The organism is Leisingera sp. M527, from assembly GCF_025141525.1.
Lineage (GTDB): Bacteria > Pseudomonadota > Alphaproteobacteria > Rhodobacterales > Rhodobacteraceae > Leisingera.
In genome coordinates, this window is the sequence record NZ_CP081037.1 from 2,412,129 (window position 1) to 2,430,254 (window position 18,126).

At 61.1% G+C, this 18,126-nt stretch carries 19 protein-coding genes; 18 read left to right on the forward strand and 1 reads right to left on the reverse strand.

Annotated features, from left to right (window positions below):
- Positions 1 to 6: 6 nt before the first annotated feature.
- From K3555_RS12065 to K3555_RS12140, 16 genes are all read left to right on the forward strand, one after another.
- Entirely contained in the window at positions 7 to 984 is a 978-nt protein-coding gene (locus K3555_RS12065; RefSeq protein WP_260005262.1) for a capsid protein, read from the forward strand.
- 10 nt (positions 985 to 994) lie between these two features.
- Complete coding sequence (locus tag K3555_RS12070) at positions 995 to 1,291, forward strand: hypothetical protein (protein ID WP_260005324.1); 297 nt, start codon at positions 995 to 997, stop codon at positions 1,289 to 1,291.
- A gap of 63 nt (positions 1,292 to 1,354) precedes the next feature.
- Positions 1,355 to 1,783 carry a gp436 family protein gene (locus tag K3555_RS12075; RefSeq protein ID WP_260005325.1) on the forward strand — a complete coding sequence of 143 codons (429 nt, stop codon included), beginning with the start codon at positions 1,355 to 1,357 and terminating at the stop codon, positions 1,781 to 1,783.
- Positions 1,783 to 2,211: a hypothetical protein gene (locus K3555_RS12080; RefSeq protein WP_260005326.1), complete on the forward strand. Its 429-nt coding sequence runs from the start codon at positions 1,783 to 1,785 to the stop codon at positions 2,209 to 2,211. Before K3555_RS12075 ends, K3555_RS12080 begins: the two co-directional genes overlap by 1 nt.
- Positions 2,208 to 2,348 (forward strand): hypothetical protein, encoded by a 141-nt coding sequence (locus K3555_RS12085; RefSeq protein WP_260005327.1) that lies wholly within the window; start codon positions 2,208 to 2,210, stop codon positions 2,346 to 2,348. The genes K3555_RS12080 and K3555_RS12085 overlap by 4 nt, the downstream gene beginning before the upstream one ends.
- Positions 2,349 to 3,284, forward strand: coding sequence for a phage tail tube protein (locus K3555_RS12090; protein WP_260005328.1), 936 nt, complete (start codon positions 2,349 to 2,351; stop codon positions 3,282 to 3,284). It abuts the gene before it with no gap.
- 20 nt (positions 3,285 to 3,304) lie between these two features.
- Positions 3,305 to 3,634, forward strand: coding sequence for a hypothetical protein (locus tag K3555_RS12095; protein ID WP_260005329.1), 330 nt, complete (start codon positions 3,305 to 3,307; stop codon positions 3,632 to 3,634).
- Between the two features lie 20 nt (positions 3,635 to 3,654).
- On the forward strand, positions 3,655 to 3,996 hold the full coding sequence (locus K3555_RS12100; RefSeq protein ID WP_260005330.1) for a DUF1799 domain-containing protein: 342 nt from the start codon (positions 3,655 to 3,657) through the stop codon (positions 3,994 to 3,996).
- Positions 3,997 to 4,028: 32 nt separating this feature from the next.
- Positions 4,029 to 6,419, forward strand: coding sequence for a phage tail length tape measure family protein (locus tag K3555_RS12105; RefSeq protein WP_260005331.1), 2,391 nt, complete (start codon positions 4,029 to 4,031; stop codon positions 6,417 to 6,419).
- Positions 6,420 to 6,421: 2 nt separating this feature from the next.
- Complete coding sequence (locus tag K3555_RS12110) at positions 6,422 to 7,072, forward strand: hypothetical protein (protein ID WP_134829625.1); 651 nt, start codon at positions 6,422 to 6,424, stop codon at positions 7,070 to 7,072.
- A gap of 2 nt (positions 7,073 to 7,074) precedes the next feature.
- Positions 7,075 to 7,668 carry a hypothetical protein gene (locus K3555_RS12115; protein ID WP_260005332.1) on the forward strand — a complete coding sequence of 198 codons (594 nt, stop codon included), beginning with the start codon at positions 7,075 to 7,077 and terminating at the stop codon, positions 7,666 to 7,668.
- Positions 7,644 to 8,072, forward strand: coding sequence for a DUF6950 family protein (locus K3555_RS12120; protein WP_260005334.1), 429 nt, complete (start codon positions 7,644 to 7,646; stop codon positions 8,070 to 8,072). Before K3555_RS12115 ends, K3555_RS12120 begins: the two co-directional genes overlap by 25 nt.
- A complete protein-coding gene (locus tag K3555_RS12125; RefSeq protein ID WP_260005336.1) occupies positions 8,069 to 12,169 on the forward strand; it encodes a DUF1983 domain-containing protein in 4,101 nt (1,366 codons plus the stop codon). Before K3555_RS12120 ends, K3555_RS12125 begins: the two co-directional genes overlap by 4 nt.
- Positions 12,170 to 12,182: 13 nt before the next feature.
- Positions 12,183 to 13,232, forward strand: a complete 1,050-nt coding sequence (locus K3555_RS12130) for a pyocin knob domain-containing protein (RefSeq protein ID WP_260005338.1) — start codon at positions 12,183 to 12,185, stop codon at positions 13,230 to 13,232.
- Positions 13,233 to 13,242: 10 nt separating this feature from the next.
- Positions 13,243 to 13,566, forward strand: a complete 324-nt coding sequence (locus tag K3555_RS12135; RefSeq protein WP_260005340.1) for a hypothetical protein — start codon at positions 13,243 to 13,245, stop codon at positions 13,564 to 13,566.
- Positions 13,563 to 13,985 carry a DUF4376 domain-containing protein gene (locus K3555_RS12140; RefSeq protein ID WP_259985181.1) on the forward strand — a complete coding sequence of 141 codons (423 nt, stop codon included), beginning with the start codon at positions 13,563 to 13,565 and terminating at the stop codon, positions 13,983 to 13,985. Before K3555_RS12135 ends, K3555_RS12140 begins: the two co-directional genes overlap by 4 nt.
- Positions 13,986 to 14,286: 301 nt before the next feature.
- Here K3555_RS12140 and K3555_RS12145 read toward each other — a convergent pair whose 3' ends face one another.
- The gene (locus K3555_RS12145) at positions 14,287 to 15,867 is read right to left on the reverse strand and encodes an ATP-dependent endonuclease (protein WP_260005342.1); all 1,581 of its coding nucleotides are present in this window, start codon (positions 15,865 to 15,867) and stop codon (positions 14,287 to 14,289) included.
- Positions 15,868 to 16,709: 842 nt separating this feature from the next.
- On the opposite strand from K3555_RS12145, the gene K3555_RS12150 reads away from it, so the two are divergent.
- Positions 16,710 to 17,165: a DUF2852 domain-containing protein gene (locus K3555_RS12150; protein WP_260005344.1), complete on the forward strand. Its 456-nt coding sequence runs from the start codon at positions 16,710 to 16,712 to the stop codon at positions 17,163 to 17,165.
- Positions 17,166 to 17,274: 109 nt separating this feature from the next.
- The gene (locus K3555_RS12155) at positions 17,275 to 17,706 is read left to right on the forward strand and encodes an RDD family protein (RefSeq protein WP_134829617.1); all 432 of its coding nucleotides are present in this window, start codon (positions 17,275 to 17,277) and stop codon (positions 17,704 to 17,706) included.
- Positions 17,707 to 18,126 lie beyond the last annotated feature (420 nt).

Sequence of the window (18,126 nt, forward strand, 5' to 3'; positions counted from 1 at the left end):
CTGACCATGGCGCCTACCCGCCCGTTTCAATCTGACCCGATCCTGACCGCCATTGCGGTCGGCTACAAAAACCCGGAGGCCTCCCGCATCGCCGATGAGGTGATGCCCCGCCATACCGTGCCCGGCGAAAAGTTCAGCTGGACTGAATACCCTGTTGAAGAGGCATTCAACACGCCCGACGCCCGTGTCAGCCGCAAAGGCCGGGTCAACCAGCTCGAATTCGGCGGCACTCAGCGCACGTCTGAAGTGGAAGACTACGGCCTGGACGCTCCCGTACCGATTTCCGATATTGATGCCGCTGCCGCTGCCCGTGCTGCAGGCGTGTCAAACTTCGACCCCGAAGGCCATGCAGTGGAAATGGTTTCCGAGACCATTGAAAACATCCGGGAAGTCCGGGTGGCCCGTACCGTCCATAATGCTGACAACTATGCGGACGGCCGCAAAACCACTCTGGCGGGCGGCGACCAGTTTTCCGACTACGCCAATTCCGACCCGATTGGCATCATCAAAACCGGGCTTGAAAAAACGCTGATCATGCCCGCCAACACGATGGTGATGGGGCGCAAAGTCTGGACGGCACTGTCTTCGCACCCGAAACTCGTCAACGCCGTCAAAGGCAACCTGACCAGCGAAGGCATTGTGACCCGCCAGCAGTTCCTTGAGCTGTTTTCCGGCGAAGGCATCAAGCGGTTGCTGATTGGCGATGCCTATTTCAACGCCGCAAAACCGAACCAGCCCGCCAACCTGCAGCGTGCCTGGGGCAACAATATCTCCCTGCTGCACATCAACAAGATGGCCACGTCCCAGGGCGGTGGCATCACCTGGGGGTTCACCGCCGAGTTCGGCGGCAAGATCGCCGGGCGTATTGAGGACAAGGACATTGGCCTGCAGGGCGGCTACCGCATCCGGCGCGGCGAACGGGTGAAAGAGCTGATCGTCGCCAAAGACGTCGGCTACTACATCCAGAACGCAGTGGCGGCATAAGGGGGCGGTCATGAGTGAACGCAAAGCCCTATTCACGCGCGCCAAGGAGCTGAAGCTGGATCTTCCCGGCAACATCTCGAACGACAACCTGAAAGCAGCCATTGCGGCTGCTGAAGGGCGCGCCGGAGGCACCACTGCACCGCCAAAGGATGATGCAGAAAAGGTCAGCGCCCGTGTTCTCAGCGAGCTGAAATACAACGGCGAAACCTACGCCCCGGACACTGAGACCGACACGGTTGAACTGACCCCGGCAGAGTTCAAGACGCTCGAAGGCCTGAAGGTCGTTCAAGCGCTGGACAGCGAGTAAACCGGCAGCGCCCCTTTGGCGCTGCCTCCCCCTTTCCCATTTCTCTGACCACCCGAGGGCACTATGGCCTATGCCGCACAAGATGACCTGGTCACCCGCTACGGGCAGGACCTGCTGGTTGAGCTGACAGACCGGGGTGAAGAACCCACCGGCGAGATCGATGCGGACGTAGTGGCAAAGGCGATCAGCGGCACCGATGCCCTGATCGACGGTCATTTGCAGGGCCGCTATGTGCTGCCGATGGCTGAGACCCCGCCGCTGATCCGCGAGCTGGCCGAGCAAATCACCATCTACAAACTGCACCGCTACACACCGTCCGAATTAATCAAGGATGAGCACAAGGCGGCGCTTGCCACTCTGGAAAAGATTGCCAAGGGCACCGTGCGCCTGCCCGTTGCTGGTGTTGAACCCGCAACCCAGCCCGGCAATGGCGTGCGCGTCACCGACCGGGAACGCCCGCTGACCGCCAAGAACCTGAAAGGGTTCATCTGATGCTGGATGCGATTGTCAGCCGCTTGAACGATCAGGTTCCCGCACTTTCAAACCGGGCTAAGCCGGTGGCCGACCTGATCGAAATGATCCGGAGCAACCGCCTGCCGCAGAATGCCACCGCGACGGTTTCCCCCGCGGGCCTGAAAGGCGGCAAAGCAGAAGCGGGCACCGGGGTTTTCACCCAGGCGCTGGCCCGTGCCTATTCCGTTCTGCTGATCGCCCCCAGCCAGTCCAAGACCGGCGCCAAAGCGCTGGAAGAGGTGGACCCGCTCATTACCAGCGTTGCCTCTGCCCTGGCGGGCTGGGCGCCTGAGGCTGGCCCCGGCGTGTTTCAGGTGGACCGCGGCCGCCTGCTGTCCATCACCGGGGGCCGCCTCCTCTATGAGCTGGTCTTTTCCATCAACACCGAACTGAGGGTCACATCATGAGCAAACCACCCCTGCCCCAATCCGGCGGCAGCTTCACCCGCCAGCCTGACGGCAAACTGAAGCAGGTTGAAAAGCCCGCTGCAGATCCGAAGCCAAAGACCCCGGCGAAACCCGCCCGCAAGGAAAAGGAGGCATAAATGGCCGCCCCGATCTACTGGCGCGACAAGCGCATCCTTTTCAAGCTGGAAAGCACCTATGGCGACGACGCCACCCCGACCGGGGCGGCCAATGCCATCCTGGGTTATGATGTGACTTTCAAGCCGATGGAGGGCCAGGACCAGGATCGCGATCTGGAACAGCCCGGCATGAGTGCCAACGGCACCATCCCGACGGATATTCACGCCAAGCTGGCCTTGACTGTGGACCTCAGCGCGTCCGGCGTGGCGGGCACGCCCCCGGCCTGGGGGCCGCTGCTGCGCGCCTGCGCCGTTGCCGAAACCATCACCCCCGGCACCTCCGTTGAATACAGCCCCATCGTGACCGGCCAGGAGGCTGGAACCGTGCATATCAGCATCGGCGGCACCCGCTATGTCATGCTCGGCACCCGCGGCACCGCGGAGTTCATGCTTGATGCCCAAGCTACGCCCAAGATCAAGTTCGACCTCACCGGCCTGTTCACGCTCCCCACAGACACTGCCCCTCCTGCGGTGGATCTGGCCTCCTGGACCGAGCCGCTGCTGGTCAGCCACAACAACACCCCGGTGTTCACCATCGGCGGCACCAGCCTGGTCATGAAGACAGCCAAGCTGGCCCTGGGCAACAAGGTTGAACCGCGCTTCCTGGTTGGTGCCGAAGACATTCAGATCACAGACAAATCGGAACTGTTTGAAACCACCGTGAACGCCATGCCACTGGCGGATTTCAATCCGTTCCAGATGGCAATGAACATGGACCAGCCCGCCGTGGCTCTGACCCACGGCACCGAGGCCGGAAAGATCGCCACCCTCAACCTGCCGACTGCCCAGATGCAGCGGCCGGGGCTGTCCCAATCTCAGGGCATCAAGGAATGGCCCCTGCGCCTGGTGCCCCGCGCTGCCGCCCTGAACAGCCAGTGGTCGCTGACCCTCACCTGATCCCAAAGGAGTAAACCCCAGTGTTCAATGTGCTTGAAAACCCCACCTTCACCCGCCCGGTGAAAGTCCAGGTGCCGAAGGGCGACAGTGTCGAAGAACAGACATTTAAGGCCACTTTCAACGCCCTGGACGATGCCGAAACCGACGGGTTGTCCATGATTGATACGGACGGCACCAAGGAGTTCCTGCGCCGGGCTGTTCTGACGATGGATGAACTGGCCGGGGAAAACGGCAAGCCCATCCCCTACAGCGAGGAGATCCGCGAGGCCGTCCTCTCCAAGCCCTACGCCCGGATCGCGCTGATGGCGGCCTATCACACCGGCATGAACGGTCTTCTGCCGGGAAACTGATCTGGGCCGGACGGGCGTGGGTGCAGGGCAAATTGTTCAGCAGCTCGCCTGCCCGGTGCGAGGAAGACGAAGACGCCGAAACCCTGGGCATTCCGAAAGAGCTGATGGCTGCAGGGCGGCCGGGCAAATCTGATCCGGAGGGCGTCTGGCGGCAAAACGCGGAAGCGGTGGAAGCCTTTCTGGACGCCGCAACCCAGTTGAACCGGATCGCCCTGGCAGACGGCCGCAGCCGCATCACCGGATTGAACTACCCCGGCGCCCAGGCCGCCTGGGCATTCAGCGGCACCGAAATGACCCCGGACCTCTTTGCCAAGGTCCAGATGATTGAAAGCGGCGTTCTGGCCGAAAGCAGCGGAAACTGATCATGCCCTTCGTCCTCTCCGGAAAAGTCTTGATGGATGCCTCCCAGGGCATTCAGGAGCTGCAGGAGTTGAAAGGCGCAAAAGACGCCGCGGGGAAATCCGCCAAAGTCCTCAGCTTTGAGGAAGCCAAGGCCGCGCGGGAAATCAAGCAGCTCGGCACCGCCTCCGGAGCGGCCGCAAACCGGACGCAAGCCCTCAGCGCAGCGGAAGCCTCTGTTGCCAGGGACGCTGTCACTGTTGGCGCCAGCCACCAGCTTGCAGCGGGTCAGGTCGGCAACCTGACGGCCCAATTCAACGACATTGGCGTCATGCTTGCTGCCGGGCAAAACCCGCTTCAGCTCGCCATTCAGCAGGGCACTCAAATCACCCAAGTGTTCGGCAACTCCGGGGCGGCGAATGCGGCAAACATGATGCGCCAGGCATTGGTGCGCATGATCAGCCCACTGAACCTGATCACCATCGGCGGCATTGCTGCGGGCGCAGCGATGATCCAGTGGATGACCGGTTCTGCCGAGGCCGCCGAAACTCTGGAAGACCGGATCGAAGCGGCCGGGGACGCCATCGAGGCGTTCAGTGACAAGTCGCAGAAGACCCGTCTCAGCGTTGCTGAAATGGTCGAGGAATTCGGCTCGGCCTCCCCCGAACTGCGCCTGGTGCTGGCCGATATGGCGGCCCTGGCTAAGCTCGACGCGCAAAAGGCAATTGACGCCACCGCCGAGAGTGTCCGCAACCTGGTTCTTGAAACCTCGTTTTTTGATGAACGCAATTCCCGTGGACTGGCCCGTGATTTCCTTGGCCTGAGTTCGATGCTGTCCACGCACCGGGAATTGAGCGATTTTTTTGCCCGTAATCTGGAACTGCTGGACAGCAGCGAAGATCCTGCAAAGCGGCTGGCCGCCGCGCTGGATGTGCGGGAAATGCTTCTGGAGGCTGCTGGCGGTCTGGACGGGCTGAACGCCAGCCAGCGGGAATTCTATGAAGGCCTGGCGGCTGTCATCCGCGATCTGGAAGTCTTTGCCGGGCGTGTCCAAGCGCCCTGGCAGGAGCTGCAGGCCACCGGCAGCGAGCTGTGGCAGAACCTGCAGAATTCGGCCAAGGGCTATCTGGACGAGCGTCTGAAGATCGAGACCGCCGCCCGCAACACAATTGCCCAGCTTCAGACCGAAGAGGCTTTGCAGGAGGCTATCGCAACGCACGGCGATGGCAGCTTGCAGGCCGCGGAACTGCGCCTTCAGGCGGAGCGGCGCGCCTATCAGCAGCAGGTAGACGCCCAGGAGATTTCCGAGGAGCTGAAGGCCGAGCTGATGGCGGCCTGGGATGCTGCCAACGGGGTGGCCGATGCCGATATGGCGGGCAATATCACCCTGGCCGCAGATGAAGCCCACCGCCTGAAAACCAACCTGCTGGAAGCCCAGGGCAACGAGATCATGGGCCGCATCCGCGCGAACCCGGATTTCAACGACCCGCGCGGTGAAGGCGCCGGGGCCGGAAACCCGGATTACATTTACCGCGACCAGGACCTGCCGGACGTGGATCTGCCTTCGAACCCGCGGGAAAAGCGGGGCGGCGGCAAAAGCCAGAGCCAGAAAGAGCGCGAAGCTATTGAAAAGCTGATCGCAGCAGAAGACCGGCGCCTGGATATCCTGAAAGAAACCGACCCGGTTATGCAGGAAATGATCCGGCATCGGGATGTTCTGAAGGACGCCACCGATGCAGAACGCAAGGCGGTTGAAGCCATCATCCGCAAGCGGCTGGAAGAAGAAGAGGCGCTGAATCAGACCAAAGAGGCCGGTGAATGGCTGAAGGCAACCGGCCAGGATCTGGGCGACGCGCTGACGTCCAGCGGTGACGCGGCCGCAGACGCCTGGGACCGCGTCAAAGAAGCAATCATCCGCGCCGCCGCCGAGGCGGTTCTATTTGGCAATGGTCCCCTTGCGGAGATCCTTGGCATTGGTTCCGGCCTGTTTGGCGGCGGCGGCTCCGGCGGCGGCGAAACCGACCTGTTAGGCGACTTTGTCTCTGGGCTGTTTGGTTTCGCAGACGGCACTGTTGGCATGGTTCACGGCGATGGTGGCAACCGCGACGACAAAGTGCTGGCACGGCTGTCTGCCGGTGAAAGCGTCATCACCGCCAAGGCCACCCGCCGCTACCGCCCGATCCTGCAGGCGATGAATGACGGCGTGGAAATCCCCGGCTTTGCAAGCGGAATTGTTCCCGGCGGCGCTGCCGGTTCGCCCCCGGCGGCAGCGGCGGCCGGGCAAGCCCGCCCGGCCATGACAGTCCGCCTTCTGCCCTCACCGATGTTCGAGGCAGTGGTGGAAGAACGCGCCTCGGAAATCAGCGTGGAAGTGGTCCGGGACTACGACCAAGGCCCCGCCCGCTCGACCGTGAAAGACACTCTTGAAGATCCATACAAGGTTTGATGATGGCACTGGCCTGGCCCCTCCCCCTCAGTGAATTCTTTGACACCCTGCCCATCGCCCGGATCACCTCCCGGCCGGGTGCCGCCAATACCACGTCGGAAACCCATGGCGGCGACGTGATCAAGCACCGGCTCGGCAGCCGCCTGTGGGGCGGGCGCATTGTCCTGGACAAGGACCACCACAGCGCCATTGCCGCCATCGAGGCGCGCCTGTCCCTGCTGGACGAACCCGGCGCATCATTTCTGCTGTGGGACACCCGCCAGCCGCACCCGGCGGCCGACCCGGAAAAATTCATCCTTGGCAGCTCCGCGCCTGTCATCGAGGCGCTGAACCCGAACAACCGCGAGCTGGATATCTCCGGCCTGCCTGCGGGCTACATCCTCAGCCGCGGCGACCTGCTGGGCTTCACCTATGGCGCCAATCCAACCCGCTACGCCTACCACCGCATTGCGACCGGCGCGGTGGCCTCAGGAGCCGGTGTTGCCGCAGACATTGAAGTCACCCCGTTCATCCGGCCGGGCGCGGCCCTTGGCGCCGCCATCACGCTGGGCAACCCGGTCCTGAAGGCCACCCTCACCACCGCCCAGTACGGCGAGGGCCGCTCGGCTGTGACCGAAGGCGGCTCGTTCAACTGGCTGCAGACGCTGAGGTAACCATGAGCTATTCCGCACAAGCACAGCAGCAGCTCGCAGAACGCCGCGGCACCGACGCCCGCGTCCTTCTGTGGTTTCAGGCCAGGAACCGCACCACCGGCGCCCCGGAAACCCTGGGGTTCTGGACCGGCGATGATCATCAGGAATTCCTGATCGACGGCGAGGTCCGCACCTACTACGGCGCGGGTGCCGTGATCGATGTTCCGCCCATCATTGCTGCGCCGGGGTTCCAGGTGCGGCAGTACCGGGTCAAGCTGCCGCCGATGCTGGACGAGGTGAAACAGCTCCTGCAGCAATATGACCCCCGCCACGCCGAAGTGCAGATCCATTCCGCAGTCTTCGACCTGGACACCGGCACTCTGATGCCCCCCGTTAAACGCATGTTTAAGGGCGTTTTAAATGAGGCGCCGGAGGAGTTGGGCGGCAAGGGCAGACCCAGCTTTACCCAGCTTGTCCTGGTATCGCCCGCCCGCAAGCTGACCCAGGGCCTGCCGCTGAAACGCTCAAACTCTGAACTGCAGCGCCGCAACGCGGATGACCGGGGCCGCGAATACAGCGATGTGGCCGGTGAATGGCCCGTGCCATGGGGAACCTGATGCAGAACCGGGCGGAACTCCTGCTGGATTATCTGAGCGGCATCCGGGCTGCCAAGCGCGTGCTGAAGCCGTCGCGGTTTGACTGCGCGTTCTTTGCGGCAGGCTGGGCGAAGGCCTGCACGGGCGTTGACCTGGCCAGTGCCTGGCGCGGCAAATACCGCAGCCTGGACGAAGGCCGCGCCAAGCTGAAGGGCGCCGGCTACCGGGATCTGGACGGCCTGGCCGCGGCCCATTTGGCGGAAATCGACGGCTGGGGCAGTTCCCGGCCGGGCGACATTGCCGCAATCAGCGAGGGCGGCCACACCGCATTGGGGATCATCGGCGGTCCGCAGATCCATGTTCTGGGCCTCAAAGGGCTGGACTACCTGCACCTTGACCGGGCGGAACGGGTGTTCCGGCCATGAAGCTGCTGTCTTATGCCCTGCTGTTCCTGCTGGTGCTGTGCCAGCCCGCCGAAGCCGCCTCGGTCGGGGCTGTCCTGGTGGCACTCGGCACCGCCTTCAAGGCATATGTTGCCGCCAATGCAATCGCAGCCTTTGCGCTGCGGACGCTGGTTTCCACAGGCATTTCGCTGCTGCTGAAAAAGTTCCAGCAGCGCAAGCAGCGCCGCCCAGGCATTCAGACCTCGGCGACCACGACCGGCGGGACAGATCCGCAGGGTTCCGTTGTTGGCCGCTTCGCCACAGCAGGCCATCTGGTCTATCAGAACAGCCATGGCGAAAACCGGGTTTACCTCACCCATGTGATTGAGCTGGGCGACCTCCCCGGCGCCAGCCTGCGCCGCCTGATCATCGACGGCGAATACTCGGAGATCGGCACCGACTGGGACCCGAACGTCGGCTACCAGATCCTGAACAAAGTCGCTGATGACGGCTGGGGATACGGCTGGATCCGGTTTTATGACGGCAGCCAGTTGGCCGGGGACCCGCGCCTGGTGGAGCTATACGGCGCGGACCCGGACCGGCCCTGGACAAATGACCACATCCTGACCGGCCTTAACTATGCGGTTCTGACCTTCTACCGCAGCGACAAGCAATATCCGAACGGCAGGCCGCAGGTCCGCTTTGAGCTGAACGGACCGGGCTTTTATGACGTGCGCCAGGACAGCACCGCCGGGGGCAGCGGACCCCAGCGCTGGGATGATCAAACCACCTGGCAGCCCTCCGAAAACCTGATGGTCATGGCCTATACCGTCATGCGCGGCATCACCCTGCCCTGCGGTTCTGTCTGGGGCGGCGGCTTTCCGGCCGGGGACATGCCTTACACCGAATGGGCGGCCGCATTGGACGCCTGCGACCTGGGCGTGGGCAGCAACAACCGGCCTCAGTTCCGCGGCGGCATGGAGATCCGCTTTGAAGAACCGCCGGCCGATTTCCTTGAGGAGATCTTTGCCGCCGCAAATGCCGAGATTGTCGAGCTGGGCGGCTATTGGTATCCGCTGGTGGGATCAGTTGACACTTACGCGGCCGACCTGACCGAAGACGACCTGCTGGTCTCTGAAGGCTGGAAGCACGATCCCTTCCCCGGTCTGGAAAAGGCGTTCAACGCCGTCACAATCACCCATCCGTCCCCCAATGCGCTGTGGAACCCGTCCGCGCCGGTCACGCTGACCCGGCCGGAATGGGAAGCGGAAGACGGCGGCGAGCGTGTGTTCGATCTGAAGCTGCCGATGGTGTTCAACACCCCGCAAGCGCGCCAGATCGGCAATGCGCTGCTGAAGGAAAACCGCCGCTTCCGTACCCACCGGCTGCCGCTGCCGCCGGAGTATTCCAACCTGCGGCCTCTGCTGAAGACCCGTTTCACTTCTGGCTGGTACGGCTACAGCGGCAAGACCTTCACCATCACCGAGATGGCCTATGACCTGCTGAAGCTGAATGTCTCTGTCAGCCTGCGGGAGTGGGACCACAGTGATTTTGATCCGGACCTGGCGCTGGAAACTCCGGACCTGCCGCAGGTCACTGCACCCATCGTCACCCAGGACGCCGGGGTGCCGGGCTTTGGCGTCTCCGGCATCGAAATCAAGGACGCAAACGGCATTGTCCGCGGCGTAGGCATCCGGGCAGTTTGGACCCCTTCCCTTGCCTTCACGGCGGACGGCGTTTCCTTCCAGGTCCGGGTCAAGGACGGCGACGACGAGCGCTTCAGCGCCAGCACCGCCGATCTGGAGCTGGGCACCTTCCGCCTGGAACCGATGCAGGGCAGCACCGAATACGAGGCCCGCGGCAGGGCCATCTCAAAGACCAGGGACACCAAGTGGACCGCCTGGCTGCCGGTCATCACACCCGCGTTCAAGCTGCTGCCGGACATGCTGGCCGAAGAGACCTGGCAGGCAATTTCCGATGATGCCACTGCCGCCGCTGCCGCGCTGGACGACCAGCTGGTCCTGGACAAGATCGCGCCGCTGGAAAGCGCGGTGCAGCGTGATCTGGAAATCCGAGATGTGCAGAATCTCCATGCTGCTGAAGCGCTGGGGGTGATTGGCGACAAGGTGTTGTGGGCGCTGACCAAGCTGTCCGAAATCGACGCCCGCATGGCGGACGCCGGGATTTATCAGGACCCGGACACCGGCACGGTGCGGATCTATGGCGTGGTTGCGGAAGCCGAACGGATCAGCGAGGCGGAAATCCGGCTGTCCGCCGCAGAATCCCGCATTTCCCTGACTGCCACAGAGGCCTACGTCAACCAGCAGGTTTCTATTGCGCTGACAGATCCAAGCCAGTTCCCGGTGTTTGAAGGGCTGCAGGTGCGGGTCAATCAGGTTGAGGCGGATCTGGACGCGGCGGAGGCGGCAATCGCCCTCAAGGCCACGCAAACCGAAGTGGACGGGATGGACGCCCGCCTGAGTTCGGCGGAAGTGGATATCGTCGCCGCGCAGGAGGCCATCACCCTGAAGGTGGATCAGGCGGATTTTGACGCCGCCGAAAGCCGCCTGTCCTCGGCAGAGGTGCAGATCAGCACCCTGGACGGCCCGGCAATCACCCAGTCCGTAAGCGACGTGCGCAACCTGCATGATCAGCTTGGCACTCAGGATGTTGCCACCCTGGAGCAATTGCTGCTGGCCTATGAACAGCGCGAAGCCCTGAAAACCCAGATTGCCTATGCCACACAGGATGTCCGGGCGCGGGTGGATGATGACCGCAGCGCAACAGCGGCCATCACGGCATCGCTGGGCGTGGCGATTGAAAACAGCGTGGCGCTGATTGAATCGGAAAAGCTGGTGCGTGCCAGCGGCGATGCCGCACTGGCCAGCAGCATTGATGCTTTGGAGGTCCGTCTGGATGGCGACATCGCCGCCCAGGCGTCCGCTTCCAGCGCGCTGGCAACCCGTGTCAGCACCGCAGAAGGTGCGATCACCAGCCACAGTCAAAGCCTGATCAGCCTTGAGGCCCGCCTGGATAGTGCGGAGGGAGGTATTTCCGGCCAGGCCACGGCGCAATCGCAACTGGATGCGCGGGTTACAAGTGCGGAAGGTGTAATCACCAGCCACAGCCAGAACCTCATCAGCCTGGACAGCCGTCTGGATGATGCCGAGGGCAATGTTGCCGGACAGGCCACAGCCCTCAGCCAGTTGGACACCCGTGTGAGCGGTGCCGAAGGGAATGTGTCCAGCCAGGCCACGGCGATCACGCAATTGCAATCCGATGTTGGCGACAACAGCACCAGCATTCAGCAGACCATGCAGACTGTGGATGGCGTGATGGGGGAATACACCCTGCGCATCGACAACAACGGCCATGTGACGGGTATGGTGGTCCGGTCTGATCTGGATGACCAGGGCGAACCCGCATCCGAGATTGCGTTTCAGGCAGACAAGTTTGCAATTGTCTCTGCGGATGGCGCGCAGAAGCGCAGCCCCTTTGTGGTCTATACTGAAGACACGGTCGTTGGCGGCATTTTGGTGCCTGCGGGCGTCTACATGCGCAAGGCGGCGATCCGCGAAGGCTCAATCGGAAATGCCCAAATTGCGGGAAGCCTGAGTTCCCCAGATTATGCGGAGGACGCAAACGGGATCCCAACCGAAGGCGTGAAGATCGACTTCAAGAACAACGCGCTGAAAGTGGCCGGCGCAGTGTTTTCCCGGCCCATGGTCCTGGCGCAAGGCTCGTTCACGGTATCGGGGGCAGTCAGCAACGGTGCCCGCTGGGCCTTTGTGAATACCGGCATCCGGGTCGGCAAACTGGACGTCTGGCAGGCGCAGCGGTTTGCCCTGGCCGCTGCCGCATCGGTCACCACCACCGGCACTGCACCGGGCGGCATGGACCCCAACAACACATTCTGGACCCTCAATACATCGATCCAGCCAGGGGCGCGCTGGAATGGCTTCGGCGGCGCCAACCCCGCACCGGCAGCGGCCTGGAGCAAGGACCCTTCCGCCCTGGTGGATCCGCATTGGGCCAGCGGCAGCGATCAGCGGGTGTTCCTGGCAATCGATCTGGAGGCCCAGGGCGGCGTCTATTTCAACAACCCGAAAATCGAATGGACAGTGTTCCAGGTAACATAAGGAGAGCAGCCCTATGGCATGGCCAAAGGCAGGAACAGTCAGCGTTGTGAACGGCAGCGCAATCGTCACCGGAACCGGCACCAGCTTCTTTGGCAGCGCGCAGGCGGGCTGGGGCTTTGTCGGCCCGGACGGGCGGGTCTATGAGGTGCTGGCGGTCAGCAGCGGCACGGCTTTGACAATCACCCCCGCCTACCAGGGCGCAACGGCGGCCGGGCAGATCTATGCGCTGTTCCCCACTATGTCGCTGGCGCATGATGTGGTGGCCAGCGTGCAGGCGCTGGCCGGCACGTTTCAAGCTGTTGCGGACGGTCCCGGACAGGGCAAGTTCAGCACCGATGTGGTCAAGCTTGGCGATGAAGACACCGGCCTTGGCTGGCCGTCCAGCAATGAGGTGGCGCTGAAAGCCGGGGGTAATTGGCAGCTCCGCCTCAAGGAAGGTGCTGCCAGCGGCGCGGCGGTGCAGTCCAGTTCCGCAGATACCGCCGAGGGTAAGCTGCTGCGCCTGTTCTCCGGCTCGGGTGTCTTTGGTTTGGGCGTCGATGGTGAAAATCTGAGCCAGCCTCCAGGCAACAATCTGGACACCCTGACTGTCTCAGGCGAGGTGCGGTACGCCTCTGAGACTGTAGGCGCCCCCAGCACGGCGGGCATTGTCATGCACCGCATTCGTCTCGCGGGCGATCACATGCAGCTGGCCATTTCCCATGACGGCGCGATGTTCCTGCGGACAGGTGCCGCTGGTGGCTGGAGCGCTTGGCGGCGGATGGACCCGGATCGTGGCAGCGGCCCCAATGGCGAGTATGTGCGCTTTGCTGACGGCACGCTGATTTGCACCCATACTGTCACGCCCAGCTCCACTGCGGCGGACAGCACTTGGAATTTCCCGGCTGTGTTTGCAACTGCTTCCGGCCTTGTTGTGTACGGCGCGGGCCGGACAAACTCAGATGCCACCTTCGTTTCCGCACGCCCGCCCACAAACCTAAACGTCGCTTTCAACCACTGGAACACCAGTGATGCCCGAGTGGGGGGCGCTGTCAGCCTGACCGCAATAGGCCGTTGGGAATAAGGAGATTATCGTGAAAGTAACCTGCATCTGTGTCGCCGGTCTGCCCGGCCAGCCTGAAACCAGCGCCAGCGTGAGCGGCGATGTGATCACTGTGGACGGCGTGCCCTTTGATCTGTCCGAAGTGCCCGATGGCGGCTTTGCCGAACCGGAAGGCGATAACCACCCTTTCATTGGGCGCATTGAGCGAACCGATGGCGGGCTGCGTGTGCAACTGCGATGGATCTATTCCGGCGCAACCGCAGAGCGGGTCCAGCCCGCTGTCCCGCCGACGTTCACCGTCGCCAGCGGCCCCGTGCCTGATCCCATTATCCGCACCGGCGAGGTTGAAGCATGACGTTCTCCCTGAAAATCACCACAGCGGAGCAGGTCGCAGCGGCGGCCCGCGCGGCGCTCCTGTCCGATCTGGCCGGAACCCGGTGGCAGATCCAAAACGGCGGCATCACGCTGCCCAGCGGGTTCCACGCCCGCACCGACCGCACAACCCGCGAAGACCTCACTGAGGCGCTGTTTGCTCTGCAACTGGGCATCAAGAGCGAGCCGTTCTCCTGGAAGGCCCCCGATGGCTGGATCAAGCTGACGCGCGCGGACCTGGAACAGATCACCGCCGCCGTCGCGGCCCATGTGCAGAGCTGCTTTGATGCGGAAGAAGCTGTGGAGGCGCAGATTGCAGCACTCAGCGATGCAGATCTGGCCGGGTTTGCTGTGCGGGCCGCATTTGATGCAGCCATGGCCGGCCCCGCTGCTGAAAGCTGAGACAAACCGCCTCCCGGAAACGGGAGGCCCGGGCCGGTTGCAGCCCGAAGCGGCCGTAGACAAGGGGTGTCGCACCCAAGATGCTGCCGGTGCGAAAATCCAGGTCTTCTTCCCGGAAGCGGACCCTCGGCAGGGCAAAGCTGCCTCATGTGATGCTGCGGTATGCACGGGGGCAGCGGAGTGCAGGAAGCGGACCTTAGAATGGCATGGAAGGTTGATCCCACTCCAATCTTTTTTGCTTGACCGAATAGCGCAACACTGCGCGCAAAGCAGGCAGTTATCCCGCAAATTTCTGCTACTGTCAGGGCAACTTGCCTTTAATGGTCGCTATAAGATCTGAAAAAATCTCAGGCTTTGCCATAGTCACCAAACGACAAACATCTTGGCGCACGCGCTCTGGGTCTAGTTCAACCGCCTCCGCAAGCTCGAAAAACTCGTCGTGTTTGTCCGCAAGAAGTGCCGCTTTCAATAGCTCCAATACCTGATCGTCGTTTTCTAATCCCCACATGATCGCCGTTTTGCTGGGATCGCCAAGAAGGTCATTCTCAAGAAAGTCGACAGCTTCACTAAGCAACCATTTTTCTGGCCAAGTGTCGCCAGGCAAAAAGGACACTCGCTTCTCCGCCCAAGATTTCACTGCGTCCTTATCTTCCTGTGTGCTTGCTTCAGTTGCATTCACAACACTTTTCAATCCGCCAGCCAATTCTCCGGATTGGTCCCCGTCGAGTACACACATGCAGTTGTCAACGCCTTCCATTGATCGGCTCGCCAATTGTCTAAGCACAGCACTATGTGAACCTATGGGCTTGATACGGCATCGCTTTCTAACTTCCAGAGGCAATACTTGCTGGAGAATTGATCCAGCATTCTCGTCTTCTACAAAAATATCGAGTTCCTCGGCGTCAGCTTTCCCCATTTTCCCGCAAGCAAAATCGGCAGATATGCCCTTTGTAAGAACCGTCGACGCTCCAATGGTTTCTATGAAAAAACGCGCGTTTGGGGGCAAGCTATTCAATACAGCATAGGAATGCGTCGAGCAAATGATTTGGCATTTCAACTCCTTGCAGAGCTTTTTTAACTCTTCAATCATTCTCAGTTGGGCCTTCTCATGAAGCCCAAGCTCAATTTCATCAATAATAACTAGTGTTCCTGCGCCGGCGCGAAACAGGGCAGTTAGGATCTCAAATACCGCGCTCTCACCAGCGCCCATGTTAAAACCAGAATACGAAATTCCGGCAGAGTTCACAATCGGCAGAGAGTACTTGCTGTGATGATAGCTGTCAAAATCGACGTAAGCTTTGCCAACAATCTTTCCAGCAATCTTAGCGATCTTTTTTCTGGTTTCTTCCGGCAAATTTCCGGGCTTGAACCTCGACCGATAGGACTTTGAAACGCTCCTCTCAAAATGTGGCACGACCCGTTGAACGCCAAAGTAGATCACATTTCGGTTCACACGAGAGTAATAATCGTTCCAGCGCCCACCCTTTCTCTTGCTCCTCGATTGGTGTCCAAGGCCAGGTTCACGTCTATTCCAGTGGTCATGTCTGATGCCGTAGCGAATTTTCACACCATCAACCGGTGTTTCATCCGCCGACTGAACAAAAAAATCACTGAAGGTATAGTATGGCTTCGATCTAAGCGGGGGCTTGAAGCCCTTTCGGGTATTATGAAATGCACAGGCTGCTAATGCTAGCATAGTGGACTTGCCGGAGCCATTGGAGCCAGCAAAGGCCGTGATGGGATAGTCAAACTCAGCCTTAAAGAGGCCAAGCCCGCGAACGTTACCCTTGACCAGTTCAATAGATGCTAGAGTAGCGCGGGAGTTGTCCTTCTTGAACCAAGAGAAGTTGTTTCTATCAATGTTGGAGTTGCTGTAGCTCATGCACAAACCAGTTTTAGACAAAGGTATCTCTTAGAGCACCATACGTATGGATTTTCATGATGCGGAGTAAATTTTATCCTATATCTTGCGAGAGGCCCCGCGCAAACAACTTTATGTGGAGCCTGCCTTTCAGATTTATCCACCTCAATCTGCTCAGCATCATCTGTCGCACCTGTCCAATGATCTTGCGCTCGACCGCGATAGTCTGATCAGGCATGTCCGCGATGTTGCCAGTCGCCCTAGGAAGCATGCTGCGACCGCCGCGAACGTCAGCTCTTGAGGGCGGCACCGCAGCATACGACAGCGACGGGTCCGATCTTGTCGCTGAGTTTGCAAAGTCTCCTCCCTGCGCATTGCCGCCACACGGTTCCGCCTGGGCTGCACCTGCTGCGAACGGCGGCAAGGTCCCGCCCAACCCGTAAAACACTCCCTTTAAGCGCCCTTAAAAACCCTCCGCCGCCCGGCGTTTTTTTACGGTTTGGGCGGCGGATTGCCGGGTATTGCAACGGGAAGTGTCCCGTACTGCAACGCGAAGTGTCCCAAAATTGCAGCGTCAAATCGCGGAACCGGCGCAAATCCGGACTGGCTAAGCGCTGGTTTTGGGCATAAAAAGTAGGGAATTCGCGAAAGTGAGTTGCTGCAACGGGAAGTGTCCCGCACTGCAACGCGAAGTGTCCCGCTACACCGCTACATACACGCCGCAGCTACACACATACGCCGGTTACGTCCCGCTTCACGCGAATGTAAAAAAGTTTCACATCCCCTCTTGAACCCTGCCCACTGGCTTCCGATATGCTATAATGTGAAAGAGATTTACATTCACTGCAACCAGGAGGACCCTGATGACGAGTTTCACCCCTACCGCCCCCCATGCACCCGTGCAGGGCTGGTTTTCCCGCAGCGAAGCCTGGCTGGACAGCAAGGGCAAAGGCGCCTGGATCGCCGCTATGGTCTTGGGCTTCGTGTTCTTCTGGCCAGTGGGCCTGGCCCTTCTCTTCTACATGATCTGGAGCAAACGCATGTTCAGCAAATCCTCCTGCCGCCACCGCAAGTCATGGGCGCGCCACGGGTATTCTGCAATGAAACCCTCGGGCAACAGTGCCTTTGATGCCTACAAGGCAGACACGCTGAACCGCCTGGAGCAGGAGCAGCACGACTTTGACGCCTTCCTGCAGCGCCTGCGCGAAGCCAAGGACAAAGCCGAATTTGACGAATTCATGGATGAGCGCGCGCAAGCCGCCGCCCGCAGTGATGATCCGGAAGATGAAGCCGGCAACGGCGACCCCAAGAGCCACTGATCTGCCCGGCCCGCAAAGACTCCGGCTGCCCCGCCCCTTGACCGGGCGGGGAAACGGTTCGGCCCATCTCTGCCCCTCATAGCCCCTGCAGCGCAAAGGACTTCTGCATATGACCGCCCTGCCCGACCCCGACTACCAGGCAGAATTTTATACATCCGTACCCGCCAAACGGCTGATCGCCTGGATCATCGACAGCATTCTGATCTTTGCCATCAGCGCCGCCGCAGTGGTGCTGACGGCCTTTACCGGGCTGCTGATCTGGCCGCTTTTGTATCTGGCTGCCGGGTTTGCCTACCGGACCGTGACCATTGCCAATGGCTCTGCCACCTGGGGCATGCGCTTTGCCGGGATTGAACTGCGCGACGGTTCCGGCCAGCGGCTCGACAGCGGCTTGGCCGCGTTGCACACCGCAGGCTACTCGCTGTCGCTGGCGCTGCCGGTCCTGCAGGTGATCTCGGTCATCCTGATGCTGACCTCCTCGCGCGGCCAAGGCCTGACTGACCATTTCCTCGGCACCGCGATGCTGAACCGCCGGGTGTAACGGACCCTGGCCTGTTCCGGAACACACAGGGGCAAGGCTTTGCTAAGCTGCCTTGTGTCCAACCAGGAGTACCAGGTTTTAGGACACATACGCCTGAAAACCTGCTTGACCCCGCACCCAAATCTTCAACATTTTAAGCGATCTCATGCATAAGCATCCAAGCCGCGTAAGATGGGCAGTTTGGACAAACGCATCTTGGAAACCTGGCCGTAAGGCATAGCCCGCAAACCAAAATTCTGGAGTCGCTGCAAGGCCTGAAGATAGGGCAGAAACGGAACGCCGGATGACGCAGAAAGAACAGGCACGCCCGGATGCGGGCTTAAGGGCGCAAAGGCGCCGCGGTCTGCGCAAGTGCTCTTGCCGAAGCTTTCAGCGGCGCAACTCCTGACAGATATTGAACAATCGGGGCTGTCTGCCCGC

What these genes read in the sequence shown, in the direction of transcription:
- K3555_RS12085 (WP_260005327.1), top strand. Translation starts at nt 2,208, where the DNA reads ATGAGCAAACCACCCCTGCCCCAATCCGGCGGCAGCTTCACCCGCCAG.
- K3555_RS12125 (WP_260005336.1), top strand. Translation starts at nt 8,069, where the DNA reads ATGAAGCTGCTGTCTTATGCCCTGCTGTTCCTGCTGGTGCTGTGCCAG.
- K3555_RS12140 (WP_259985181.1), top strand. Translation starts at nt 13,563, where the DNA reads ATGACGTTCTCCCTGAAAATCACCACAGCGGAGCAGGTCGCAGCGGCG.
- K3555_RS12130 (WP_260005338.1), top strand. Translation starts at nt 12,183, where the DNA reads ATGGCATGGCCAAAGGCAGGAACAGTCAGCGTTGTGAACGGCAGCGCA.
- K3555_RS12105 (WP_260005331.1), top strand. Translation starts at nt 4,029, where the DNA reads ATGGATGCCTCCCAGGGCATTCAGGAGCTGCAGGAGTTGAAAGGCGCA.
- K3555_RS12070 (WP_260005324.1), top strand. Translation starts at nt 995, where the DNA reads ATGAGTGAACGCAAAGCCCTATTCACGCGCGCCAAGGAGCTGAAGCTG.
- K3555_RS12155 (WP_134829617.1), top strand. Translation starts at nt 17,275, where the DNA reads ATGACCGCCCTGCCCGACCCCGACTACCAGGCAGAATTTTATACATCC.
- K3555_RS12080 (WP_260005326.1), top strand. Translation starts at nt 1,783, where the DNA reads ATGCTGGATGCGATTGTCAGCCGCTTGAACGATCAGGTTCCCGCACTT.
- K3555_RS12120 (WP_260005334.1), top strand. Translation starts at nt 7,644, where the DNA reads ATGGCCCGTGCCATGGGGAACCTGATGCAGAACCGGGCGGAACTCCTG.
- K3555_RS12065 (WP_260005262.1), top strand. Translation starts at nt 7, where the DNA reads ATGGCGCCTACCCGCCCGTTTCAATCTGACCCGATCCTGACCGCCATT.
- K3555_RS12090 (WP_260005328.1), top strand. Translation starts at nt 2,349, where the DNA reads ATGGCCGCCCCGATCTACTGGCGCGACAAGCGCATCCTTTTCAAGCTG.
- K3555_RS12115 (WP_260005332.1), top strand. Translation starts at nt 7,075, where the DNA reads ATGAGCTATTCCGCACAAGCACAGCAGCAGCTCGCAGAACGCCGCGGC.
- K3555_RS12075 (WP_260005325.1), top strand. Translation starts at nt 1,355, where the DNA reads ATGGCCTATGCCGCACAAGATGACCTGGTCACCCGCTACGGGCAGGAC.
- K3555_RS12110 (WP_134829625.1), top strand. Translation starts at nt 6,422, where the DNA reads ATGGCACTGGCCTGGCCCCTCCCCCTCAGTGAATTCTTTGACACCCTG.
- K3555_RS12145 (WP_260005342.1), bottom strand. Translation starts at nt 15,867, where the DNA reads ATGAGCTACAGCAACTCCAACATTGATAGAAACAACTTCTCTTGGTTC.
- K3555_RS12150 (WP_260005344.1), top strand. Translation starts at nt 16,710, where the DNA reads ATGACGAGTTTCACCCCTACCGCCCCCCATGCACCCGTGCAGGGCTGG.